The sequence below is a fragment of the Dietzia kunjamensis genome (genome assembly GCF_045689975.1).
Lineage (GTDB): Bacteria > Actinomycetota > Actinomycetes > Mycobacteriales > Mycobacteriaceae > Dietzia > Dietzia kunjamensis.
On record NZ_CP143297.1, the window covers coordinates 371,115 to 386,472 of the forward strand.

Genomic DNA, 15,358 nt, shown 5'->3' on the forward strand with positions numbered 1-15,358 from the left:
GAGGTGGCCCGGGGGAGCGGGCCTGCCCCCTGCCCGTCCGCTACGACTCGGTCTCGAGCAGTTCGGAGATCAGCGCGCTGACCCGCCGCTTGATCTCGTCGCGGATCGGCCGGACGGCCTCGAGTCCCTGGCCCGCGGGGTCCGCCAGTTCCCAGTCCTCGTACCGCTTGCCGGGGAAGACCGGGCACGCGTCGCCGCAGCCCATGGTGATGACCGCGTCGGACGCGCGGACGGCGTCGGTGGTGAGGATCTTCGGCGTGGCCGAGGTGATGTCGACGCCGTCCTCGGCCATCGCCTCGACGGCGACCGGGTTGATCTGATCCTTGGGTGCCGACCCGGCGGACAGGACGTCGATGCGTCCTCCGGCCAGGTGGGACAGGTAACCGGCGGCCATCTGGGAGCGCCCGGCGTTGTGGACGCAGACGAACAACACCCGGGGCCTGGACTCGGTCAGCTCGGCGAGCAGGGTGCGGACGCGGCGATCGATGTCGTCGCGGACCAGACGCATCCGCTCCATGCCCTCGATGCCCCGGTGCGACGGCTCGTCGGTGCGCCAGTTTTCGAGCGCGCTGACCTCGTCGTCGTTGATCTCCCCGGCGGCCTCGTCGCCCAGGACGATCACCCGGTCCACCTGTCGCAGCAGGTCGGGGTCGACGGCCTTGGGTGTCTCGCCGGACATGTCGGCGCCGACCTCGGCGACCGCCTCCGCGGCGAGCCCGTTGACCGCCGAGCCGGGCGCGGTGCCCGCCGAATGGACGGCGACGGCGTCGCCAGCGTGCAGGCGCATGAGCGCCGCGGCCATCTGGGATTTGCCGCCGTTCTTCACGCACACGAACAGAACGCTGGGGACGTGATGCGCCTGCTGCTCCCCGGTCATGAGCGGGTCCCGGTCACCGAACGATCGGGCAGGGTCGGGTCGCCCGGGAAGAGTTTCGGTCCGGCCCACAGGGCGACGTAGACGAGCCCGATGAGGACCGGGACCTCGATGAGCGGACCGACCACGCCCGCGAGGGCCTGGCCGGAGGCGATGCCGAAGGTGCCGATCGACACCGCGATCGCCAGTTCGAAGTTGTTGCCCGACGCGGTGAAGGCCACGCTGGTCGACTTGGCGTAATTCAGTCCCACCGCCCGCGAGGCGAACAGGCTGACGAGGAACATGAGGACGAAGTACAGCAGGAGGGGCACGGCCATCCGCGCCACGTCGAGCGGCTGGGACGTGATGGCATCGCCCTGCATGGCGAACAGCAACACGATCGTGAACAGCAGCCCGTACAGGGCCCACGGGCCGATCCGGGGGAGGAACGTCTCCTCGTACCACTCCCGGCCCTTGGCCCGCTCACCGAACACTCGGGTGAGGAAGCCGGCCAACAGCGGGATGCCGAGGAACACCAGCACCGAGAGCACGATCGCCCACACCGAGAACTCGGCCGTCGTGGTCTCCAACCCCAGCCAGGAGGGCAGGAGCTGGAGGTAGAACCAGCCCAGGGCGCCGAACGCCGCGACCTGGAACACAGAGTTGATCGCCACCAGCACCGCGGCGGCCTCCCGGTCCCCGCAGGCCAGGTCGTTCCAGATGAACACCATGGCGATGCAGCGGGCCAGGCCCACGATGATCAGCCCAGTACGGAACTCCGGCAGGTCGGGTAGGAAGACCCACGCGAGGGTGAACATGAACGCCGGACCGGCGATCCAGTTGAGGAACAGCGACAGCGTGAGCAGTTTCCGGTCACCGGTGACCCGGTGGGTCTCGTCGTAACGGACCTTCGCGAGGACCGGGTACATCATCACCAACAGGCCGATGGCGATCGGGACGGAGATCCCGCCGATCTTCACCGAATCCAGCGCTCGGTCTAGGCCGGGGATGAACCGTCCGAGCAGCAGCCCGACGGCCATCGCCGTGAGGATCCAGAGGGCCAGCCAGCGGTCGAGGAACGACATCTTCTTGGCGACCGGTGCCACGCCGGGACCGATCATCATGGTGCTCATCCGGGAGAACGTCCTTAGATCGATGATTGTCTATGGGGGAGGCTAGGCTGACATATCGGTGAGTGTCAATGTATCTTCGGGAGCAGGTGAGGTGGACGATGACAACAGTGGAACCCGGACTGTCGGCGCCGGAGAAGGACGCGTGTTGTTCGATGTCGGCGGGGCCGGTGGACGCTCCCACCGCCGAGCGGGTGTCGGCGCGACTCAAGGCGCTCGCGGACCCTATGCGGTTGCGCCTCCTGTCGCATATCGCGGCGCAGGGGTGTGACTCGGTGTGCGCCTGCGATCTGCTCGAGGTGGTCGACATCAGCCAGCCGACGATCAGCCACCATCTCAAGAAGCTCGTCGAGGCCGGGCTGCTGGTCCGCGAGCAGCGCGGTAAGTGGGCGCACTACACCGTGGTGCGCGAGTCCTTCAACGACCTGCGCAGCTTTCTGGACCTGTCGTGACCGGGTGACGACCCCTGCCCTGTGGTGTGCTTTCGCATGGCGCGGAAGTGCGCGGTGGAGTCGAGAAGCGAGCGGTTGCCCGGAGTGGTGGCCGGACGGCAGGCTCCCGACGCCCGGCGTAGGTCACTATTCGAGTGAGAGGAACCGGACGGCGACCTCGGAGATCTTCCGCGCTGTCGCGGTTCGGTCCCACTTGGGGAGCGCAAGATGACTGACCGTCAGGCGCACCAGGGTGTCGGCCGCGTCGATGACATCGCCCGGGGGGAGACCCGGATAACTCTCCGCGACCCATCCGGCCAGGGTGTCGGAGGCGAGGTCGAGAAGCGGCGCGGATGTCGTGAGCAGCGGGAGCATCCCCGTGGACGCCTGACCTCCCGCATCAAGGTCACGGTTGGAGATGAGCACCGCCTTGAGCAGGGGGCTGCGCCCGGCCTCGTTCAAGGTGTAGTCGACGGCGGCTGCGATGCCTCGCTTCGCATCGCCGATGTGCGCCTCCAGCGCGCCCCGGATGCCCTCGAGGAAGTGCGAGGCCTCCCGGAGTACGACGGCTTCTCCGAGGCCGGCCTTGTCACCGAACTCCTTGTACAGAGCCGCCCGCGACACCCCGGCACGATCAGCCACCTGCCCCATGCGCACCCGGTCCCAGCCGCGGTCGACAGTCAGGTCGTGGGCAGCCTCGAGGACAGCCAGGCGCATGTGCTCCTTGAATCGTTCGCGCATTGACGGTGCCCGCATGACAGAAAGGTTAGCGATTCCTGTCTCGCGATCGACTCGCGTCACTGACTTGGACACGGCCACACGCTACCTAGCGTGCTCGTCGGCCAGTTGGTCGACCATCGCTGCGAGGGTGTCCTGAAGTCTTTGCACACCCGCAGCGGCTCCCGTCGCCGTCGGCAATTCTCGGAGGTCCTCGAGCGGGACCGGGTCCCCGACCAGCAGGGTGACCCGACGACGGCGGCCCAGCACCACCCTTCCTTCGTAGGCTGGCGCGATGGCCTGCACACCCCATTGGGCGACGGGGATCAATGGGACTGACGTCTCGAGCGCGATGCGAACAGCACCCGACCTGAGCGACATCAGACGTGCATCCGGTCGGTTCGTGATCGATCCCTCCGGGTAGACGACGACGAGGGCGCCGCGATCCACTGCTTCGATCGCGGCGCGGATCCCGGCTCGCCCGTCGGAGCGGTCGACCTGGACGTGGCCGGCCGACCGAAACCACCAGCCCACTGCTCTGCTCTGAAACAGGCTCGATTTTGCCATGAACCGGGGGGTCCGGCCCTGGGCGAGGACCATCTCCGCGAGGAAGAGCGGGTCGGCTTGGGAGACATGGTTGGCCGCCAGTACTGCGCCCCCCGACCCGGGAAGGCGCTCTGTACCGCGCCAGTCCGCTCTCCTGACGAGCAGCAGAAGGGGTTTGCAGACGACCAACGCGAGCCACCATGCAGGGCCGCGGGCGTCCGCGGGTGCGCGTCGCACGCCTGCGGACTGATGCGAGTCACGGGCGCCCGGAACGAAAGGCAGAAGTCTCATCGCGGGCCCTGCCGTCGACCTCCAAACCATCCTTGTTCACCTCGGGGGTCAGACGTTCGGTGGTGACCACGACCAGTGGTCGGTCTGCTTGCTCACACCGCCACCTCCGGTGTCAGGGCAGTCGTGTCGACGGCGACTTGGCCGAGAATGCCGTTGGTGGTCATGGAGTCCCCGGGGCGGTTGACGCTGTCAGCGGCGACCGGCTCGCCCTGCCTTTGGTAGTAGCAGGTGCGGTTTCGGTCAGAGGTGGGGTCACCGCTCAGGACGATGTCGTCATAACCGTTGTTGAGTCCCGCGATCCGCAGCTTGTGGTCGTACTGGTCCGACCGGGACCATGGGAGCGCCGACACCTTCTTGTCCCTTCCACAGATCGTCCTTGTTCCTTCCACAGGTCTTCGAGAAGGAGGTCGCTGGTAGGGCAACATCGGCTCGTCACCGGCCCACGATGTCACCGGACCAACCCTCCCGGCGGAGGCGGGTGGCCGACTGCGCGCCGGCATGGCTGGCGCCGACCACCACCGCGCGCCCCGAACTCATCCGGTTCCCTTGGGGGTGAGCTCGACCATCAGCTTGCTGATGCCGCGAACGAAGTTGGACTGCACGTACTCCGGCTCACCGACGACATCGATCCTCTCGAAGCGTGGGAGCAGCTCCTCCCAGAGGATCCGCAACTGCAGCTCGGCCAATCGGTTGCCCATGCACCGATGGACGCCGAACCCGAAAGCGATGTGGTTGCGGGCGTTGGGCCGGTCGATGATCAACTCGTCCGGCCGCTCGAACACGGACTCGTCCCGGTTACCTGACGCGTACCACATGACCACCTTGTCACCCTTGCGGATGAACTGGCCGTTCACCACGGTGTCGGTCTTGGCGATCCGCCGCATGTAGGCAAGAGGGGTCTGCCAGCGGATGATCTCCGAGACCATGTTGGGGATCAGATCCGGATTGGCCTTCAGCTTCTCGAACTGGTCGGGGAACTGGTTGAGCGCGAGAACCCCCCCACTCATCGAGTTGCGGGTGGTGTCGTTGCCCCCGACGATGAGCAGGATCAGGTTGCCGGCGAACTCCATTGGTCGCTTGATCAGGTCCTTGGTGGCCTCGTCGCTCTGCAGCATCGTGATCAGGTCGAAACCCGGCTCTTCTCCCTCCGCCAGGCGGGCGGCCTTGTCATGCCACAGTGCGCTGAGTCCACGCGCCATGTCGACCATGCCCTTGAACAGCTCGTCGTTGTCGGAGGGCCCTCCATTGGCCTGCTCCATGGAGGTGGCCAGGTCCGACCACTCGACAAGCTTGTGGCGCTGCTCGTAGGGGAAGTCCAGCAAGGTCGCCAGCATGCGCGCGGTGAGCTCGATCGACACCGTCCTCACCCAGTCGAAAGGCTCGTTGACGGGCAGGTTGTCCAGGACGTCCCTGACGCGCTCCCGGATGAGGCCCTCCATCTCGCGCAGGTTCTTGGGAGCCACCACGCCTTGGACGGCGCGCCGTTGAACGTCGTGCCTGGGCGGATCCATGGCGATGAACATGGCGATGTCCATGAACCGCGGCGGCGCCCCGATGACGATCAGGGGCTCGGCGGAGAAGGCCTCGTGGTTCTTGTCCACAGCGATGATGTCGGCGTGCCGCGTCACCGACCAGAACGGCCCGAACGGACTGTTGGGCTGGTAGTGCACCGGGGCCTCGTTACGCAGGCGCTCGAAGTAGGGGGCCCACTGCCCCTGTCGGTACAGGAAGGGGTTGCTGAGGTCGATGTCTTCGAGCGCGAGTTCTTCGACCGGCGGGATCGGGCGTTCGACGAACATCTTCTGCCCGTTCGTGCCCGTCAACCAACGTCGGCTCTTGTCGTAGAGGTGCGCGGCCTGGACCTGGCGATCCAGGGGTATGGCGGCGTCGACCTTCGTCTTCACTGCGTCAGGGATCTTCATCTCGTCAACACCTCCTGTTACATCTGGAATTCAGGCAACTGCACGGTCAAGCCGTCCCATGACCGGGAGACCTGGACTTGGCACGACAGCCGCGACGTCGGCTCTCGCTCGGGGTTCATCGACAGCATCTCCTCCTCCTCCGGGCCGGAGGGGCCGACCTTGGCGGCCCAGGCGGAATCGACGATCACGTGGCAGGTGCCGCATGCGGCCTCTCCGCCGCAGTCACCATCGATGCCCGGAATGGCGTTGTTCGTGGCGACCTGCATCAGCGAGCAGCCCTCCTCGATGGGCGCCTCGTGCTTCTCCCCGTCGTATGACACGAAGGTAACGACTGTCATCTACAACTCCCTCACTATTGACTACGTCATCGACATTTTCTCCAGTATTGTCGTTGATATCGGCGATGACCATGTTGAATCGTGTCATCCTGCTGTGAGATCGGGTCACGTGAGGAGCGCTGTGCAGAGAAGCGAGCCGGGCGTCCCAGCGCTTGCCTTCGCGCAGCTGCTGGCCAGTCCGGCGATCGATCCGGACAGTGCCGAGCAGTTCCGTGCCATCATGTCGCGCGAGGGAACCGGGGAACTGTCTCTGATCCGGACCCAGGAGCAGGCACCGCTGCGGTGGTTTCGCGAGGTCTACCCGGACCTCGATGCCGAGCAGGCAACGAAGCTGGGGATCGCCTGCGCGGAACAGGCCCAGCTCACGTCCTTCGGGCCGTTGAGCGTGCCGCTGGTCAGCGCAGGAACCGTCGCCCAGGTCGTTCAGCTGTTGACCTATCTTCCCGTGATCACCGAGGCCGTCACCACCCAGTCCGATCCCCAGCGCGACGACCTGACGATCCGGCTCACCGGGAACGCGGCAGACCCCGACCTGGACTGTCTCGCGGTCACCTACTGCGGACTCGCCCTCATGCGGTTGGTCGACCGACTGGTCGACGACGCGTCGGAGGTGACCATGCATAGTCGCTGGCCGGAGCCAAGCAGCGGGGCTCGAGAAGCCTGGCCGGGGGCGCGGCTCATCTTCAACGCCCCCCTGTCCTATGTGCACATCCCTGAACGGACGCTACACGCGGCCTGCCGCTTCCCCGACCCAGTCGCCTACGACGTCGCCGTCACCAGCCTCCAGCAGGCGCTCGAACGTCAGGGCGGCAGCCCGGAGTTCACCCGCAGAGTGCGGGCGTTGCTCGAGGACGGGTCCGGGGTGAGGACCCTCCAGTCGGTCGCGAATGAGTTCTCGATCTCCTCGAGTACCCTGAAACGCCGGCTCGCCGCGGAGGGAACCAGCTTCCGCGAACTCCTCCAGGAGTCACTGCTCGACCGCGCCCGGATACGGCTGCTCGACCGCTCCACGTCTGTCAGTGAGGTCGCCGCCGAACTGGGCTACAGCGACCTCACGAACTTCTCGCACGCCTTCAAAGGGTGGACCGGCAGCTCACCGAGCCACTTCCGACGCGCCCACCAGCACCCTTGAGTACCACTTCCGCAGTTCCTTAGAAGGACCGCGCCCGGCGGGAGTGGCTCACCAGGTGCTCCCTTATGAGTCCACGGATCCTTCCGGAGTGGTCTTACCGGTGGTAGCTGGAGGAGTGAAGGCAGGGTCAGGCCCCGCAGCGGCGGTGACCATAGGTCCGTAGGCCTGGTGGAGAGCGGACAGAATGCGGCCCAGGGGGAGGTCGTCGAAGTTGCCGTGGTCTCGTACGTACTCCATGTGCCGAGTCCCGTCGGAGGTGAAGGCGTGCATGAGCGCGTCGCTCTGTCCGTCGAATTCGACCGGTGGCACGCCGAATCGTTCGCATAACTCGACGTTGAAGGCAGGTGTGGCCTTCAGCCATCGTCGGTCGATGTAGGCGCTGCAATAGCCGTGATAGACGAACAGGTCCGTGCCACCCATGACGGCTCGTAAGGTGTCGGTCTGCAGATGGTTCCGTACATCGGCGAAGCCGAGTCGGGTAGGGATGCCCGCGGCCCGCAGAACCGCGGCCAGTAGCACCGCCTTGGGCACGCAGTAGGCGCGGCCGGCCTGGAGGACGTGGCTCGCCCGGTAATGCTCAGGATCCTCGGAGACCGAGTAGGGGTCGTACCAGATTTGGTCACGCACTGCAGCAAAGAGCAGGGACGCTCTCTCTCGGGGGCTCGACGCGCCGGCGATCACGTGCTGGGTGAAGTCGCGTACCGAAGCGTGGTCGTGATCGAGGAAGAAGGTCGCCTCAAGGTGCGATCCCGGCGCCGGCGTCATCGCCGCACCGCGGTGTTGACCGGACCGTCAGTCTTGAGCGCTACGGCCGTGCGCGGCCAGCCGGCCGGCTGCTTGCCGGGCACTGCCGAGGTGCAGACGTCGGGCATCCGCCGCACTAGGTCACCGACCTCTTCCAGCCACCGGTCGCACACGGGGCGTCGCCGTTCCAACGCGGGACCGCTTCGACGGGCTCGGGGTGCGCCCATTCCGGGCGAGAGGTCCCTCATCGCGCGCTCAACAGAAGGTCGTTGTCCACAGCAACCCCTACGCTCTGGGCGAGATCACGCATGATCAGCCAAACTTGATGGGCGATCCGGGTGGTCACCTCTTCCTTCGACTCATCGTGGTGGTCCAGCCACCAGATGATCCCCGCGTCGACCATGCCCATCAACCCCGCCATCACGCCGTCCGGGGGATCGACTTGTACTTCGGATGTGCGCATGTATGCCGAGGCTGCGGCCACCACCTCGCCGAGGAACCGTGTGCGCCCCAACCTGGCCCGGTGTGTTTCCTTGTTCTGCTGGCGCGCCGCCATGAAGCGATACAGGTTGGGATGACCGGCAGCCCATCCGATGGCAGCGCCTATCACGCCTTCGATGATGGTGGGAGCTGTACCGCTCACGCGCATGGCGGGACGAACGGTGTCGATGAGCTGATCAGCCGCGAATCGGAGCACTTCTCGTTCGAGGTCTTCCTTGCTGTGGAAGTGCCGGTAGACGTGAGGCCTCGCAACCCCCGCCCGTTCCGCGATCTGGGCAGTACCGACGCCGGGACCGTACTCCTCGATCGCACGAGCCGCGGCCACCACGATCTGCTCTCGCCGTGCCGACCGGTGCGATTCGTGCGCCGTCGATCGGCGCACCACGGCCGTGTCCACCCACCTCGCAAGATCCACGACCACATTCTAACCCGAAAGGGACTGGCGCGGTACAGGGTGTACCCGTAGCCTTCGGGCACACCCTGTACCCGGCGAATACTCCCTGGAGGACCCATGCCCAGCCGCCGTTCACCCTGGATGAACCAGGACCTCGACGACTTCCGTCAACTCGCCCGGACGTTCTGCGAGAGGGAGATCAAGCCCAACATCGAGCGGTTCATCGAACAGAAGCGCGTCGACCGCGAACTCTGGACCCGCGCCGGCGAGCTCGGCCTGTTGTGCGCCTCCATTCCCGAGGAGTACGGCGGGGGCGGCGGCAACTTCTTCCACGAGGCAATCCTTATCGAGGAGCAGGCCCGCATCGGTGACAGCAGCTGGGGGGCCGCACTCCACAGCGGCATCGTGGCGCACTACCTGCTGCACTACGGCACCGAGGAGCAGAAGCGCGAGTGGCTGCCCAAAATGGCCTCCGGCGAGGTCGTGACCGCCATTGCGATGACCGAGCCGGGGACCGGTTCCGACCTCCAGGGAATCAAGACGAAGGCAGTCAGAGAAGGCGACGACTACGTCATCAACGGAGCCAAGACCTTCATCACCAACGGCTACCACGCAGACATGGTGCTCGTCGCCTGCAAGACCAGCCCCGATCAGGCTGCTGCAGGCGTCTCACTGGTCATCGTGCCGACCAGCTCCGAAGGATTTCGACGCGGCCGTCTCCTCGGCAAGATCGGCCTCAAGGGGCAAGACACCTGCGAGCTCTTCTTCGATGACGTACGTGTGCCTTCCAGCAATCTGCTCGGCACCGAGGAGGGGCAGGGCTTCGTCCAGCTCATGATGCAGCTCCCGCAGGAGCGGCTCATCGTCGCCGTCAGTTGCGCCGCGTCGATGGACTTGATGCTGGACCTGACACACGAGTACACACTCACGCGCGAGGCGTTCGGCAAACCGATCTTCGGATTCCAGAACACCAAGTTCAAGCTCGCCGAGGTCGCCACCGAAGCCCGCGTCACCCGCGCCTTCATCGACGAGTGTCTCGACCTGCATGTCAAGAGCGAACTGGACATCCCCACCGCCGCGATGGCGAAGTACTGGAGCTCCGAACGCGCTCAGCAAGTCGCCGACACCTGCCTGCAACTCCACGGCGGCTACGGCTACATGGAGGAGTATCCGATCGCGCGCGCATGGACCGACCTGCGGATCAGTCAGATCTACGCCGGCACCACCGAGATCATGAAGGAGATCATCGCCCGGTCACTCCCGGCACCTGTCATGGGACAGTAGCGACGGCCCGCTGGCCACATTGACCTCGCCAAATTCCGTGGTGGTGACGGGCGCCGGGGCGTGTGTCGCGTGCCGGGGAACGGCTTGGACCGTCCATCAGAGGCGTGCCTGGGCTCAGACGCAATCCCTGGCCCCGGTTCATTCCCGGCACCCTGGCGTCGGTGGCGGCGAAGAAGTGCCGCAGCCGGGCCGTCGGCGTCTGTCCGCGGGCCGCTGTCGCCGGGGTCGGGCGCGAAAGCCAGTGGTAGAACCCAGAGGTCGACACGGCCAGCCGAGCGCTCATCGTGTCCACCGGGTTGGTCTCGGCGGCGTCGATTCTGCAGGTGTCGAGGTACTCGTACTCCAGCTCCTTGAGCCGTGCCCGCTCATCGAGCGTCACCTCGGTCTCGGTGCCACCGCCACCGTGGGTCTCGCGGTACTTGTTCAACCCACAGCTCGTCGTGGAATTCCTGGCTGAACGGTCTGCGAGATGCACTCACTGCTGGGTGTCATCTCGGTGGGCCCCTCACTCTGGAAGGGCCCCCTGTCCGAGCTCACCGCAGCAGGCCACACCTTTGAAGAAGTCTTGACGCTTGAAACCACCCCGGCGCGCGACTGGTGAACTCGACCGGGGCGAGCTGACCGGCACCCGCGGGGACCCGACCGAGCACCGGGACTCCGGTCAGGCGGGGCAGATCCTCGAGGTTGCAGCGCTCGGCGAGACTCGGGACGGACGGCCAGGAGCCGATGACGATCCCCGCGCAGCGTAGACCCGCGGCCCCGATGGCGCGGATGGTGAGCTCGGTGTCCGACAGCGTGCCCAGTCCCGCGCGGGCGACCACGACCACCGGGGCGTCGAGCGACCGGGCGAGGTCGAGGACGGTGAGGTCCGGGCCGAGTCGCACGAGCACACCGCCGGCGCCCTCGACGAGGTCGAGTCGCGACCCGGCGGACGCCACACCGGGGGGCTCGCCGAGCCACTCGCGGATCGGGTCGAGCAATCCGGGCAGCGTGGACTGCGGCAGGCCGGCGACGCGGGCGGCGGTCTCGGGTGCCAGCGGATCGGGCAGCCGACGGACCTCCAGCACCCGCCGCACACCGGACAGGCGCGCGGCCTCGTGGGCGTCGCCCGGCTCGCCCGGGCCCAGCCCCGTCTGGATCGGCTTGCAGATCCCCACGTCCAGGCCCTCCGACAGGCCGTGGGCGGCCAGCGCGGCGGTGGCGACGGTCTTGCCCACGTCCGTGCCGGTGCCGGTGATGACGATCGGCGCCGGGGCGGGCGGGGACGCGGAGCCGCGCGAGGCGGGCGAAGGGACGGGGCCGGACGAGGTCGTCATGCGCGGGCCCCCTCGAGCCGCGCGGCCGCGCCAACCGGGTGACCGTGCTCGCCCAACACCTGCGCCAGCACGTCGCTCGCCCGCGCGAGGTCGGCGCCGGAGAGGTCCGCCCGGGCGGTGAGGCGCAGCCGCGCGGTGCCCTCGGGAACCGACGGCGGGCGGAAGCACCCCACCCGGACGCCCAGCTCGAGGCACCTGCCGGCGGCGGAGACCGCGCGGGCGGGGTCGCCGAGGATCACCGACACCACCGCTGACCGCGGCTGCTCGGCGCCGGTGACCGCGGCCAGGTGCTCGGCCACCTCCACCACGCGCGAGGCGAGCGCGGGGTCGCGGCGCAGGACGCCGAGGGCTGCGCGGGCCGCGCCCACCGCGGCCGGGGCGAGGCCGGTGTCGAAGATGAAGGTGCGCGCGCTGCTGATGAGGTGCTCGCGCACCCGCTCGGACGCCAGGACCACCCCGCCCTGCGACCCGAGCGCCTTGGATAGCGTCGCCGTGACCACCACGTCCTCATGCCTGCTCAAGCCCAGTTCGTGCACGAGACCGCGCCCGTCGCTGCCGTCCTCGCCGCTGCCGCGCACGCCGAGGCCGTGGGCCTCGTCGACCAGCAGGACCGCGCCGTGCGCGCGGCTCGCCCCGTGCAGCGCGAGCAGGGGAGCCAGCTCGCCGTCGGCGCTGTACACCGAGTCGGTGACGACCAGTGCGCGCTCCTCGGTGCGCTCGGCCAGGGCCCGGGCCACCGCGCCGACGTCACCCCGGTCGACGACGACGACACGGGCCCTCGCGAGCCGGCACGCGTCCACCAACGACGCGTGCGAGCCACCGTCGGAGACGATGAGCGATCCCCGCCCGGACAGCGCCACCACGGCTCCGAGGTTGGCGGTGTACCCGGAGGAGAAGACCAGCGCCGCAGGCTTACCGCAGAACCCGGCGAGTTCGGCCTCGAGCGCCAGATGCTCCTCCGTCGTGCCCGTGACCAGGCGTGATCCCGTCGCGCCCGCACCCCAGCGGCGCGTCGCTGCCACGGCGGCGTCCACGACCGCGGGGTGCCGACCCAGTCCGAGGTAGTCGTTGGAGGCGAGGTCGATCACGCCGTCCTCGGCCGCGCGTGGGGACAGCACCCGCCGCACATGCCGGGAGGCCCGGTCGGCGGCGGCGTCGTCGAGCCAGTCCAGGGCGGGGGATGTCTGCATGGTCATCGGCCCGCCCCTGCCGCTGCAGCCCCTGCAACCACCGCCGCACAGATCCGATCGATCTCGTCGTCCGTAGAGGTGTACGGGGGCATCGTGTAGATGAGATCCCGGAAGGGGCGTAGCCACACGCCGTGCGAGGTGATCGCTGTTGTCGTCGTCGTCATCTCCACCGGCTCGGCCAGCTGGATCACGCCGATTGCCCCCAACACCCGCACGTCCACCACACCGGGCACGTCGAGTGCGGGCGCCAGCCCGTGGCGCAGCCGCGCCTCGATGCGTGGCACGTCGCGCCGCCACCCGCCGGCCTCCACCAGGTCCAGCGACGCGCACGCCACCGCGGACGCCAGCGGATTGCCCATGAACGTCGGCCCGTGCGCCAGGCCCCCCGCCTCGCCGGCGCTGATGACCTCGGCCACCCGGTCGGTGGTGAGTGTCGCGGCGAGGGTGAGATACCCGCCGGTCAGGGCCTTGCCCACGCACATCACGTCCGGTGCGACGCCCGCGTGGTCGGCGGCCCACAGCTCGCCGGTGCGGCCGAAGCCGGTGGCGATCTCGTCGAAGATGAGCAGCATGCCCGTCTCGTCGGCCAACCGGCGCAGGTCGCGCAGGTAACCGGGGTGGTGGAAGCGCATCCCGCCCGCGCCCTGGACCACCGGCTCGACGATGATCCCCGCCAGCTCGTCGGCGCTCCCACGGATCACCCGCTCGAGCTCGGCGACGTAGTCATCGCAGTAGTCGGCGGGCGGGGCGGGCGCGAAGACCTGCTCGGCCACCACCCCGCGCCACATCGAGTGCATGCCGCCGTCGGGGTCGCACACGCTCATGGGCGACAGGGTGTCGCCGTGGTAGCCGCCGCGCCACGTCGCCAACCGGGTGCGTTCGGTCCGGCCGAGCGAGCGCTGGTATTGGATCGCCATCTTCGCGGCCACCTCTACGGATACAGAGCCCGAGTCCGCGAGGAACACCTTGTTCAGCTCGCCCGGCGCCATGCGGGCGAGTCGGGTCGCCAGTTCGACGGCCGGTGCGTGCGTGAGCCCGCCGAACATCACGTGGCTCATCGTGTCGACCTGCCGGTGCGCGGCCGCGTCGAGGTGCGGGTGCCGGTAGCCGTGGATGGCCGCCCACCACGAGCTCATGCCGTCGATGAGCTCGCGCCCGTCCGCCAGCCGCAGCCGGACCCCCGAGGCGGAGACGACCGGCAGCGGCGGCGTGCTCGCCGGGAACCCACCGTAGGGGTGCCAGACGTGCTCGGCGTCGGCGGCGAGCAGCGCGGTGGTGGCGGCCTGCCCGGCGTCGGCGGCCAGCATCGCCGCCGCGTCGTCCGGGGTGGAGGGGGAGGAGGGAGTGTCGACGACGACGAGGTCTCGGGCACCGGGAGAGTGGACCGAGGCGGACATGTCAGGCGTTCGCGGGCTCGTTGGTGCCGGCCCCGCGGGTGCGGATGGCCACCTTCTGGTCCCGCCCGGTGGCGACGGCGGGCGTGGCCGGCCCGGCGGCATTCGCGGGCGCGTTCGCGGTGGCGGCCTCCACCGTCCCGTCCCCGGTGTCCCCGGCCGGGTGGTCCATCTGGAGGACCTCGAGGCCGGCGTCGGCGATCATCTGCAGGTCCTCGCCGCCGGGCTGGCCCTCGCTGGTGAGGTAGTCGCCCAGGAAGAGTGAGTTGGCCAGGTAGAGGCCCATGCCCTGGAGGTAGCCGAGGTGTCGTTCGCGGCCGGCGGCCATCCGGATCTCGGTGTCGGGGGCGACGAAGCGGACCATCGCGAGGATGCGCAGGCAGTCGCGCGGGTTGAGGGTGTCCACGCCCTCGAGCGGGGTGCCGTCGAAGGGCAGCAGGAAGTTGACCGGGATCGAGTCGACTCCCTTGGCGCGCAGGTCGAAGGCGAGCTCGACGAGCTGGTCGTGCGTCTCACCCATGCCCGCGATGAAGCCCGAGCACGCCGAGAGTCCGGCGCCGTGGGCCTGGGCGACCGTGTGCTCCCGGTCGGCGTAGGTGTGGGTGGTGCAGATGTCCTCGTAATGGCTCTCGGCCGTGTTGAGGTTGTGGTTGTAGGCGTCGGCGCCGCTGGAGCACAGCTTCTCCGCCTGGCCATCCTTCAGTGCGCCCAGGCAGGCGCACACCTCGACGCCCGGGGTGTCGGACTTGATGGCCTCGATGATGTCGGAGACCTTGCCGACCTCGCGGTTGCTGGGGCCGGTGCCGCTGGCGACCAGGCACACTCGGGAGGCGCCGGCCGCGATGCCCGCCTTGGCCGCGGTGACGGCCTCCTCGGTGTTGAGCCAGGTGTAGCGCAGGATGCCGGCGGTGGAGTTGAGCCGCTGCGAGCAGTAGAAGCAGTCCTCCGGGCACAGGCCGCTCTTGAGGTTGACCAGGTAGTTGACCTTGACCTTGTTGCCGAAGTGCTCGTACCGCAGCCGGGACGCGGCCGCGACCACCTCCATGAGCTCGGAGTCCGGGGACCGGAGCACGGCGAGTGCGTCCGCCGCGGTGACGACTCCGCCGTCGAGTACGTGATCCGCGAGCTCGTGCCAGCGGGGGGCAGTGGTGGCCATGGTTCCTCCTGAACGCCGT

17 protein-coding genes and 1 pseudogene are annotated in these 15,358 nt (G+C 68.3%); 3 read left to right on the plus strand and 15 right to left on the minus strand.

What is annotated here, in order from left to right; genetic code table 11:
* Positions 1–40 precede the first annotated feature (40 nt).
* From VZF99_RS01725 to arsB, 3 genes and pseudogenes are all read right to left on the minus strand, one after another.
* Positions 41–433, minus strand: coding sequence for an arsenate reductase ArsC (locus tag VZF99_RS01725; protein ID WP_407336063.1), 393 nt, complete (start codon positions 431–433; stop codon positions 41–43).
* Between the two features lie 39 nt (positions 434–472).
* Positions 473–877 (minus strand): annotated as a pseudogene (locus VZF99_RS01730) (low molecular weight phosphatase family protein); the annotation flags it as partial.
* Positions 874–1,986, minus strand: coding sequence for an ACR3 family arsenite efflux transporter (gene arsB / locus VZF99_RS01735; protein WP_407335551.1), 1,113 nt, complete (start codon positions 1,984–1,986; stop codon positions 874–876). The gene arsB and the pseudogene VZF99_RS01730, both read right to left, overlap by 4 nt.
* 98 nt (positions 1,987–2,084) lie before the next feature.
* Here arsB and VZF99_RS01740 point away from each other — a divergent pair, with 98 nt between their 5' ends.
* Positions 2,085–2,435, plus strand: a complete 351-nt coding sequence (locus tag VZF99_RS01740; RefSeq protein WP_407335552.1) for an ArsR/SmtB family transcription factor — start codon at positions 2,085–2,087, stop codon at positions 2,433–2,435.
* Positions 2,436–2,561: 126 nt separating this feature from the next.
* Here the strand turns inward: VZF99_RS01740 and VZF99_RS01745 are convergent, their stop codons facing one another.
* The 5 genes from VZF99_RS01745 to VZF99_RS01765 all read right to left on the minus strand — a co-directional run bounded on the left by VZF99_RS01745 (position 2,562) and on the right by VZF99_RS01765 (position 6,228).
* Positions 2,562–3,131: a TetR/AcrR family transcriptional regulator gene (locus VZF99_RS01745; RefSeq protein WP_063972255.1), complete on the minus strand. Its 570-nt coding sequence runs from the start codon at positions 3,129–3,131 to the stop codon at positions 2,562–2,564.
* A 105-nt stretch (positions 3,132–3,236) separates the two neighbouring features.
* Positions 3,237–3,914, minus strand: a complete 678-nt coding sequence (locus tag VZF99_RS01750) for a 1-acyl-sn-glycerol-3-phosphate acyltransferase (RefSeq protein ID WP_227022378.1) — start codon at positions 3,912–3,914, stop codon at positions 3,237–3,239.
* Positions 3,915–4,060: 146 nt separating this feature from the next.
* The gene (locus VZF99_RS01755) at positions 4,061–4,318 is read right to left on the minus strand and encodes an oxidoreductase C-terminal domain-containing protein (RefSeq protein WP_407335553.1); all 258 of its coding nucleotides are present in this window, start codon (positions 4,316–4,318) and stop codon (positions 4,061–4,063) included.
* Positions 4,319–4,501: 183 nt separating this feature from the next.
* Complete coding sequence (locus VZF99_RS01760) at positions 4,502–5,890, minus strand: cytochrome P450 (RefSeq protein ID WP_007628310.1); 1,389 nt, start codon at positions 5,888–5,890, stop codon at positions 4,502–4,504.
* Positions 5,891–5,907: 17 nt separating this feature from the next.
* Positions 5,908–6,228 (minus strand): 2Fe-2S iron-sulfur cluster-binding protein, encoded by a 321-nt coding sequence (locus tag VZF99_RS01765; protein WP_007628312.1) that lies wholly within the window; start codon positions 6,226–6,228, stop codon positions 5,908–5,910.
* A 121-nt stretch (positions 6,229–6,349) separates the two neighbouring features.
* Here VZF99_RS01765 and VZF99_RS01770 point away from each other — a divergent pair, with 121 nt between their 5' ends.
* Complete coding sequence (locus VZF99_RS01770; RefSeq protein ID WP_407335554.1) at positions 6,350–7,360, plus strand: helix-turn-helix domain-containing protein; 1,011 nt, start codon at positions 6,350–6,352, stop codon at positions 7,358–7,360.
* A gap of 63 nt (positions 7,361–7,423) precedes the next feature.
* On the opposite strand, the gene VZF99_RS01775 is transcribed toward VZF99_RS01770, so the two are convergent.
* Both VZF99_RS01775 and VZF99_RS01780 read right to left on the minus strand, forming a co-directional pair.
* Positions 7,424–8,125 carry a transglutaminase family protein gene (locus VZF99_RS01775; RefSeq protein ID WP_063972187.1) on the minus strand — a complete coding sequence of 234 codons (702 nt, stop codon included), beginning with the start codon at positions 8,123–8,125 and terminating at the stop codon, positions 7,424–7,426.
* Between the two features lie 223 nt (positions 8,126–8,348).
* Positions 8,349–9,020: a TetR/AcrR family transcriptional regulator gene (locus VZF99_RS01780; RefSeq protein ID WP_231888827.1), complete on the minus strand. Its 672-nt coding sequence runs from the start codon at positions 9,018–9,020 to the stop codon at positions 8,349–8,351.
* 96 nt (positions 9,021–9,116) lie between these two features.
* Here VZF99_RS01780 and VZF99_RS01785 point away from each other — a divergent pair, with 96 nt between their 5' ends.
* A complete protein-coding gene (locus VZF99_RS01785) occupies positions 9,117–10,283 on the plus strand; it encodes an acyl-CoA dehydrogenase family protein (protein WP_063972188.1) in 1,167 nt (388 codons plus the stop codon).
* Here the strand turns inward: VZF99_RS01785 and VZF99_RS01790 are convergent.
* The 5 genes from VZF99_RS01790 to bioB form a co-directional block, all read right to left on the minus strand.
* Complete coding sequence (locus VZF99_RS01790; RefSeq protein ID WP_063972189.1) at positions 10,270–10,710, minus strand: hypothetical protein; 441 nt, start codon at positions 10,708–10,710, stop codon at positions 10,270–10,272. The genes VZF99_RS01785 and VZF99_RS01790 overlap by 14 nt on opposite strands.
* A 106-nt stretch (positions 10,711–10,816) precedes the next feature.
* Complete coding sequence (gene bioD, locus VZF99_RS01795; protein ID WP_253003091.1) at positions 10,817–11,599, minus strand: dethiobiotin synthase; 783 nt, start codon at positions 11,597–11,599, stop codon at positions 10,817–10,819.
* Entirely contained in the window at positions 11,596–12,795 is a 1,200-nt protein-coding gene (locus VZF99_RS01800) for an 8-amino-7-oxononanoate synthase (protein WP_407335556.1), read from the minus strand. The genes bioD and VZF99_RS01800 overlap by 4 nt, the downstream gene beginning before the upstream one ends.
* Positions 12,792–14,186 carry an adenosylmethionine--8-amino-7-oxononanoate transaminase gene (locus tag VZF99_RS01805; protein ID WP_407335557.1) on the minus strand — a complete coding sequence of 465 codons (1,395 nt, stop codon included), beginning with the start codon at positions 14,184–14,186 and terminating at the stop codon, positions 12,792–12,794. The genes VZF99_RS01800 and VZF99_RS01805 overlap by 4 nt, the downstream gene beginning before the upstream one ends.
* Position 14,187: 1 nt before the next feature.
* A complete protein-coding gene (gene bioB / locus VZF99_RS01810) occupies positions 14,188–15,339 on the minus strand; it encodes a biotin synthase BioB (protein WP_407335558.1) in 1,152 nt (383 codons plus the stop codon).
* Positions 15,340–15,358 lie beyond the last annotated feature (19 nt).

What these genes read in the sequence shown, in the direction of transcription:
- VZF99_RS01740 (WP_407335552.1), top strand. Translation starts at nt 2,085, where the DNA reads ATGACAACAGTGGAACCCGGACTGTCGGCGCCGGAGAAGGACGCGTGT.
- bioD (WP_253003091.1), bottom strand. Translation starts at nt 11,599, where the DNA reads ATGACGACCTCGTCCGGCCCCGTCCCTTCGCCCGCCTCGCGCGGCTCC.
- VZF99_RS01805 (WP_407335557.1), bottom strand. Translation starts at nt 14,186, where the DNA reads ATGTCCGCCTCGGTCCACTCTCCCGGTGCCCGAGACCTCGTCGTCGTC.
- arsB (WP_407335551.1), bottom strand. Translation starts at nt 1,986, where the DNA reads ATGAGCACCATGATGATCGGTCCCGGCGTGGCACCGGTCGCCAAGAAG.
- VZF99_RS01785 (WP_063972188.1), top strand. Translation starts at nt 9,117, where the DNA reads ATGCCCAGCCGCCGTTCACCCTGGATGAACCAGGACCTCGACGACTTC.
- VZF99_RS01800 (WP_407335556.1), bottom strand. Translation starts at nt 12,795, where the DNA reads ATGACCATGCAGACATCCCCCGCCCTGGACTGGCTCGACGACGCCGCC.
- VZF99_RS01760 (WP_007628310.1), bottom strand. Translation starts at nt 5,890, where the DNA reads ATGAAGATCCCTGACGCAGTGAAGACGAAGGTCGACGCCGCCATACCC.
- VZF99_RS01745 (WP_063972255.1), bottom strand. Translation starts at nt 3,131, where the DNA reads ATGCGCCTGGCTGTCCTCGAGGCTGCCCACGACCTGACTGTCGACCGC.
- VZF99_RS01765 (WP_007628312.1), bottom strand. Translation starts at nt 6,228, where the DNA reads ATGACAGTCGTTACCTTCGTGTCATACGACGGGGAGAAGCACGAGGCG.
- VZF99_RS01775 (WP_063972187.1), bottom strand. Translation starts at nt 8,125, where the DNA reads ATGACGCCGGCGCCGGGATCGCACCTTGAGGCGACCTTCTTCCTCGAT.
- bioB (WP_407335558.1), bottom strand. Translation starts at nt 15,339, where the DNA reads ATGGCCACCACTGCCCCCCGCTGGCACGAGCTCGCGGATCACGTACTC.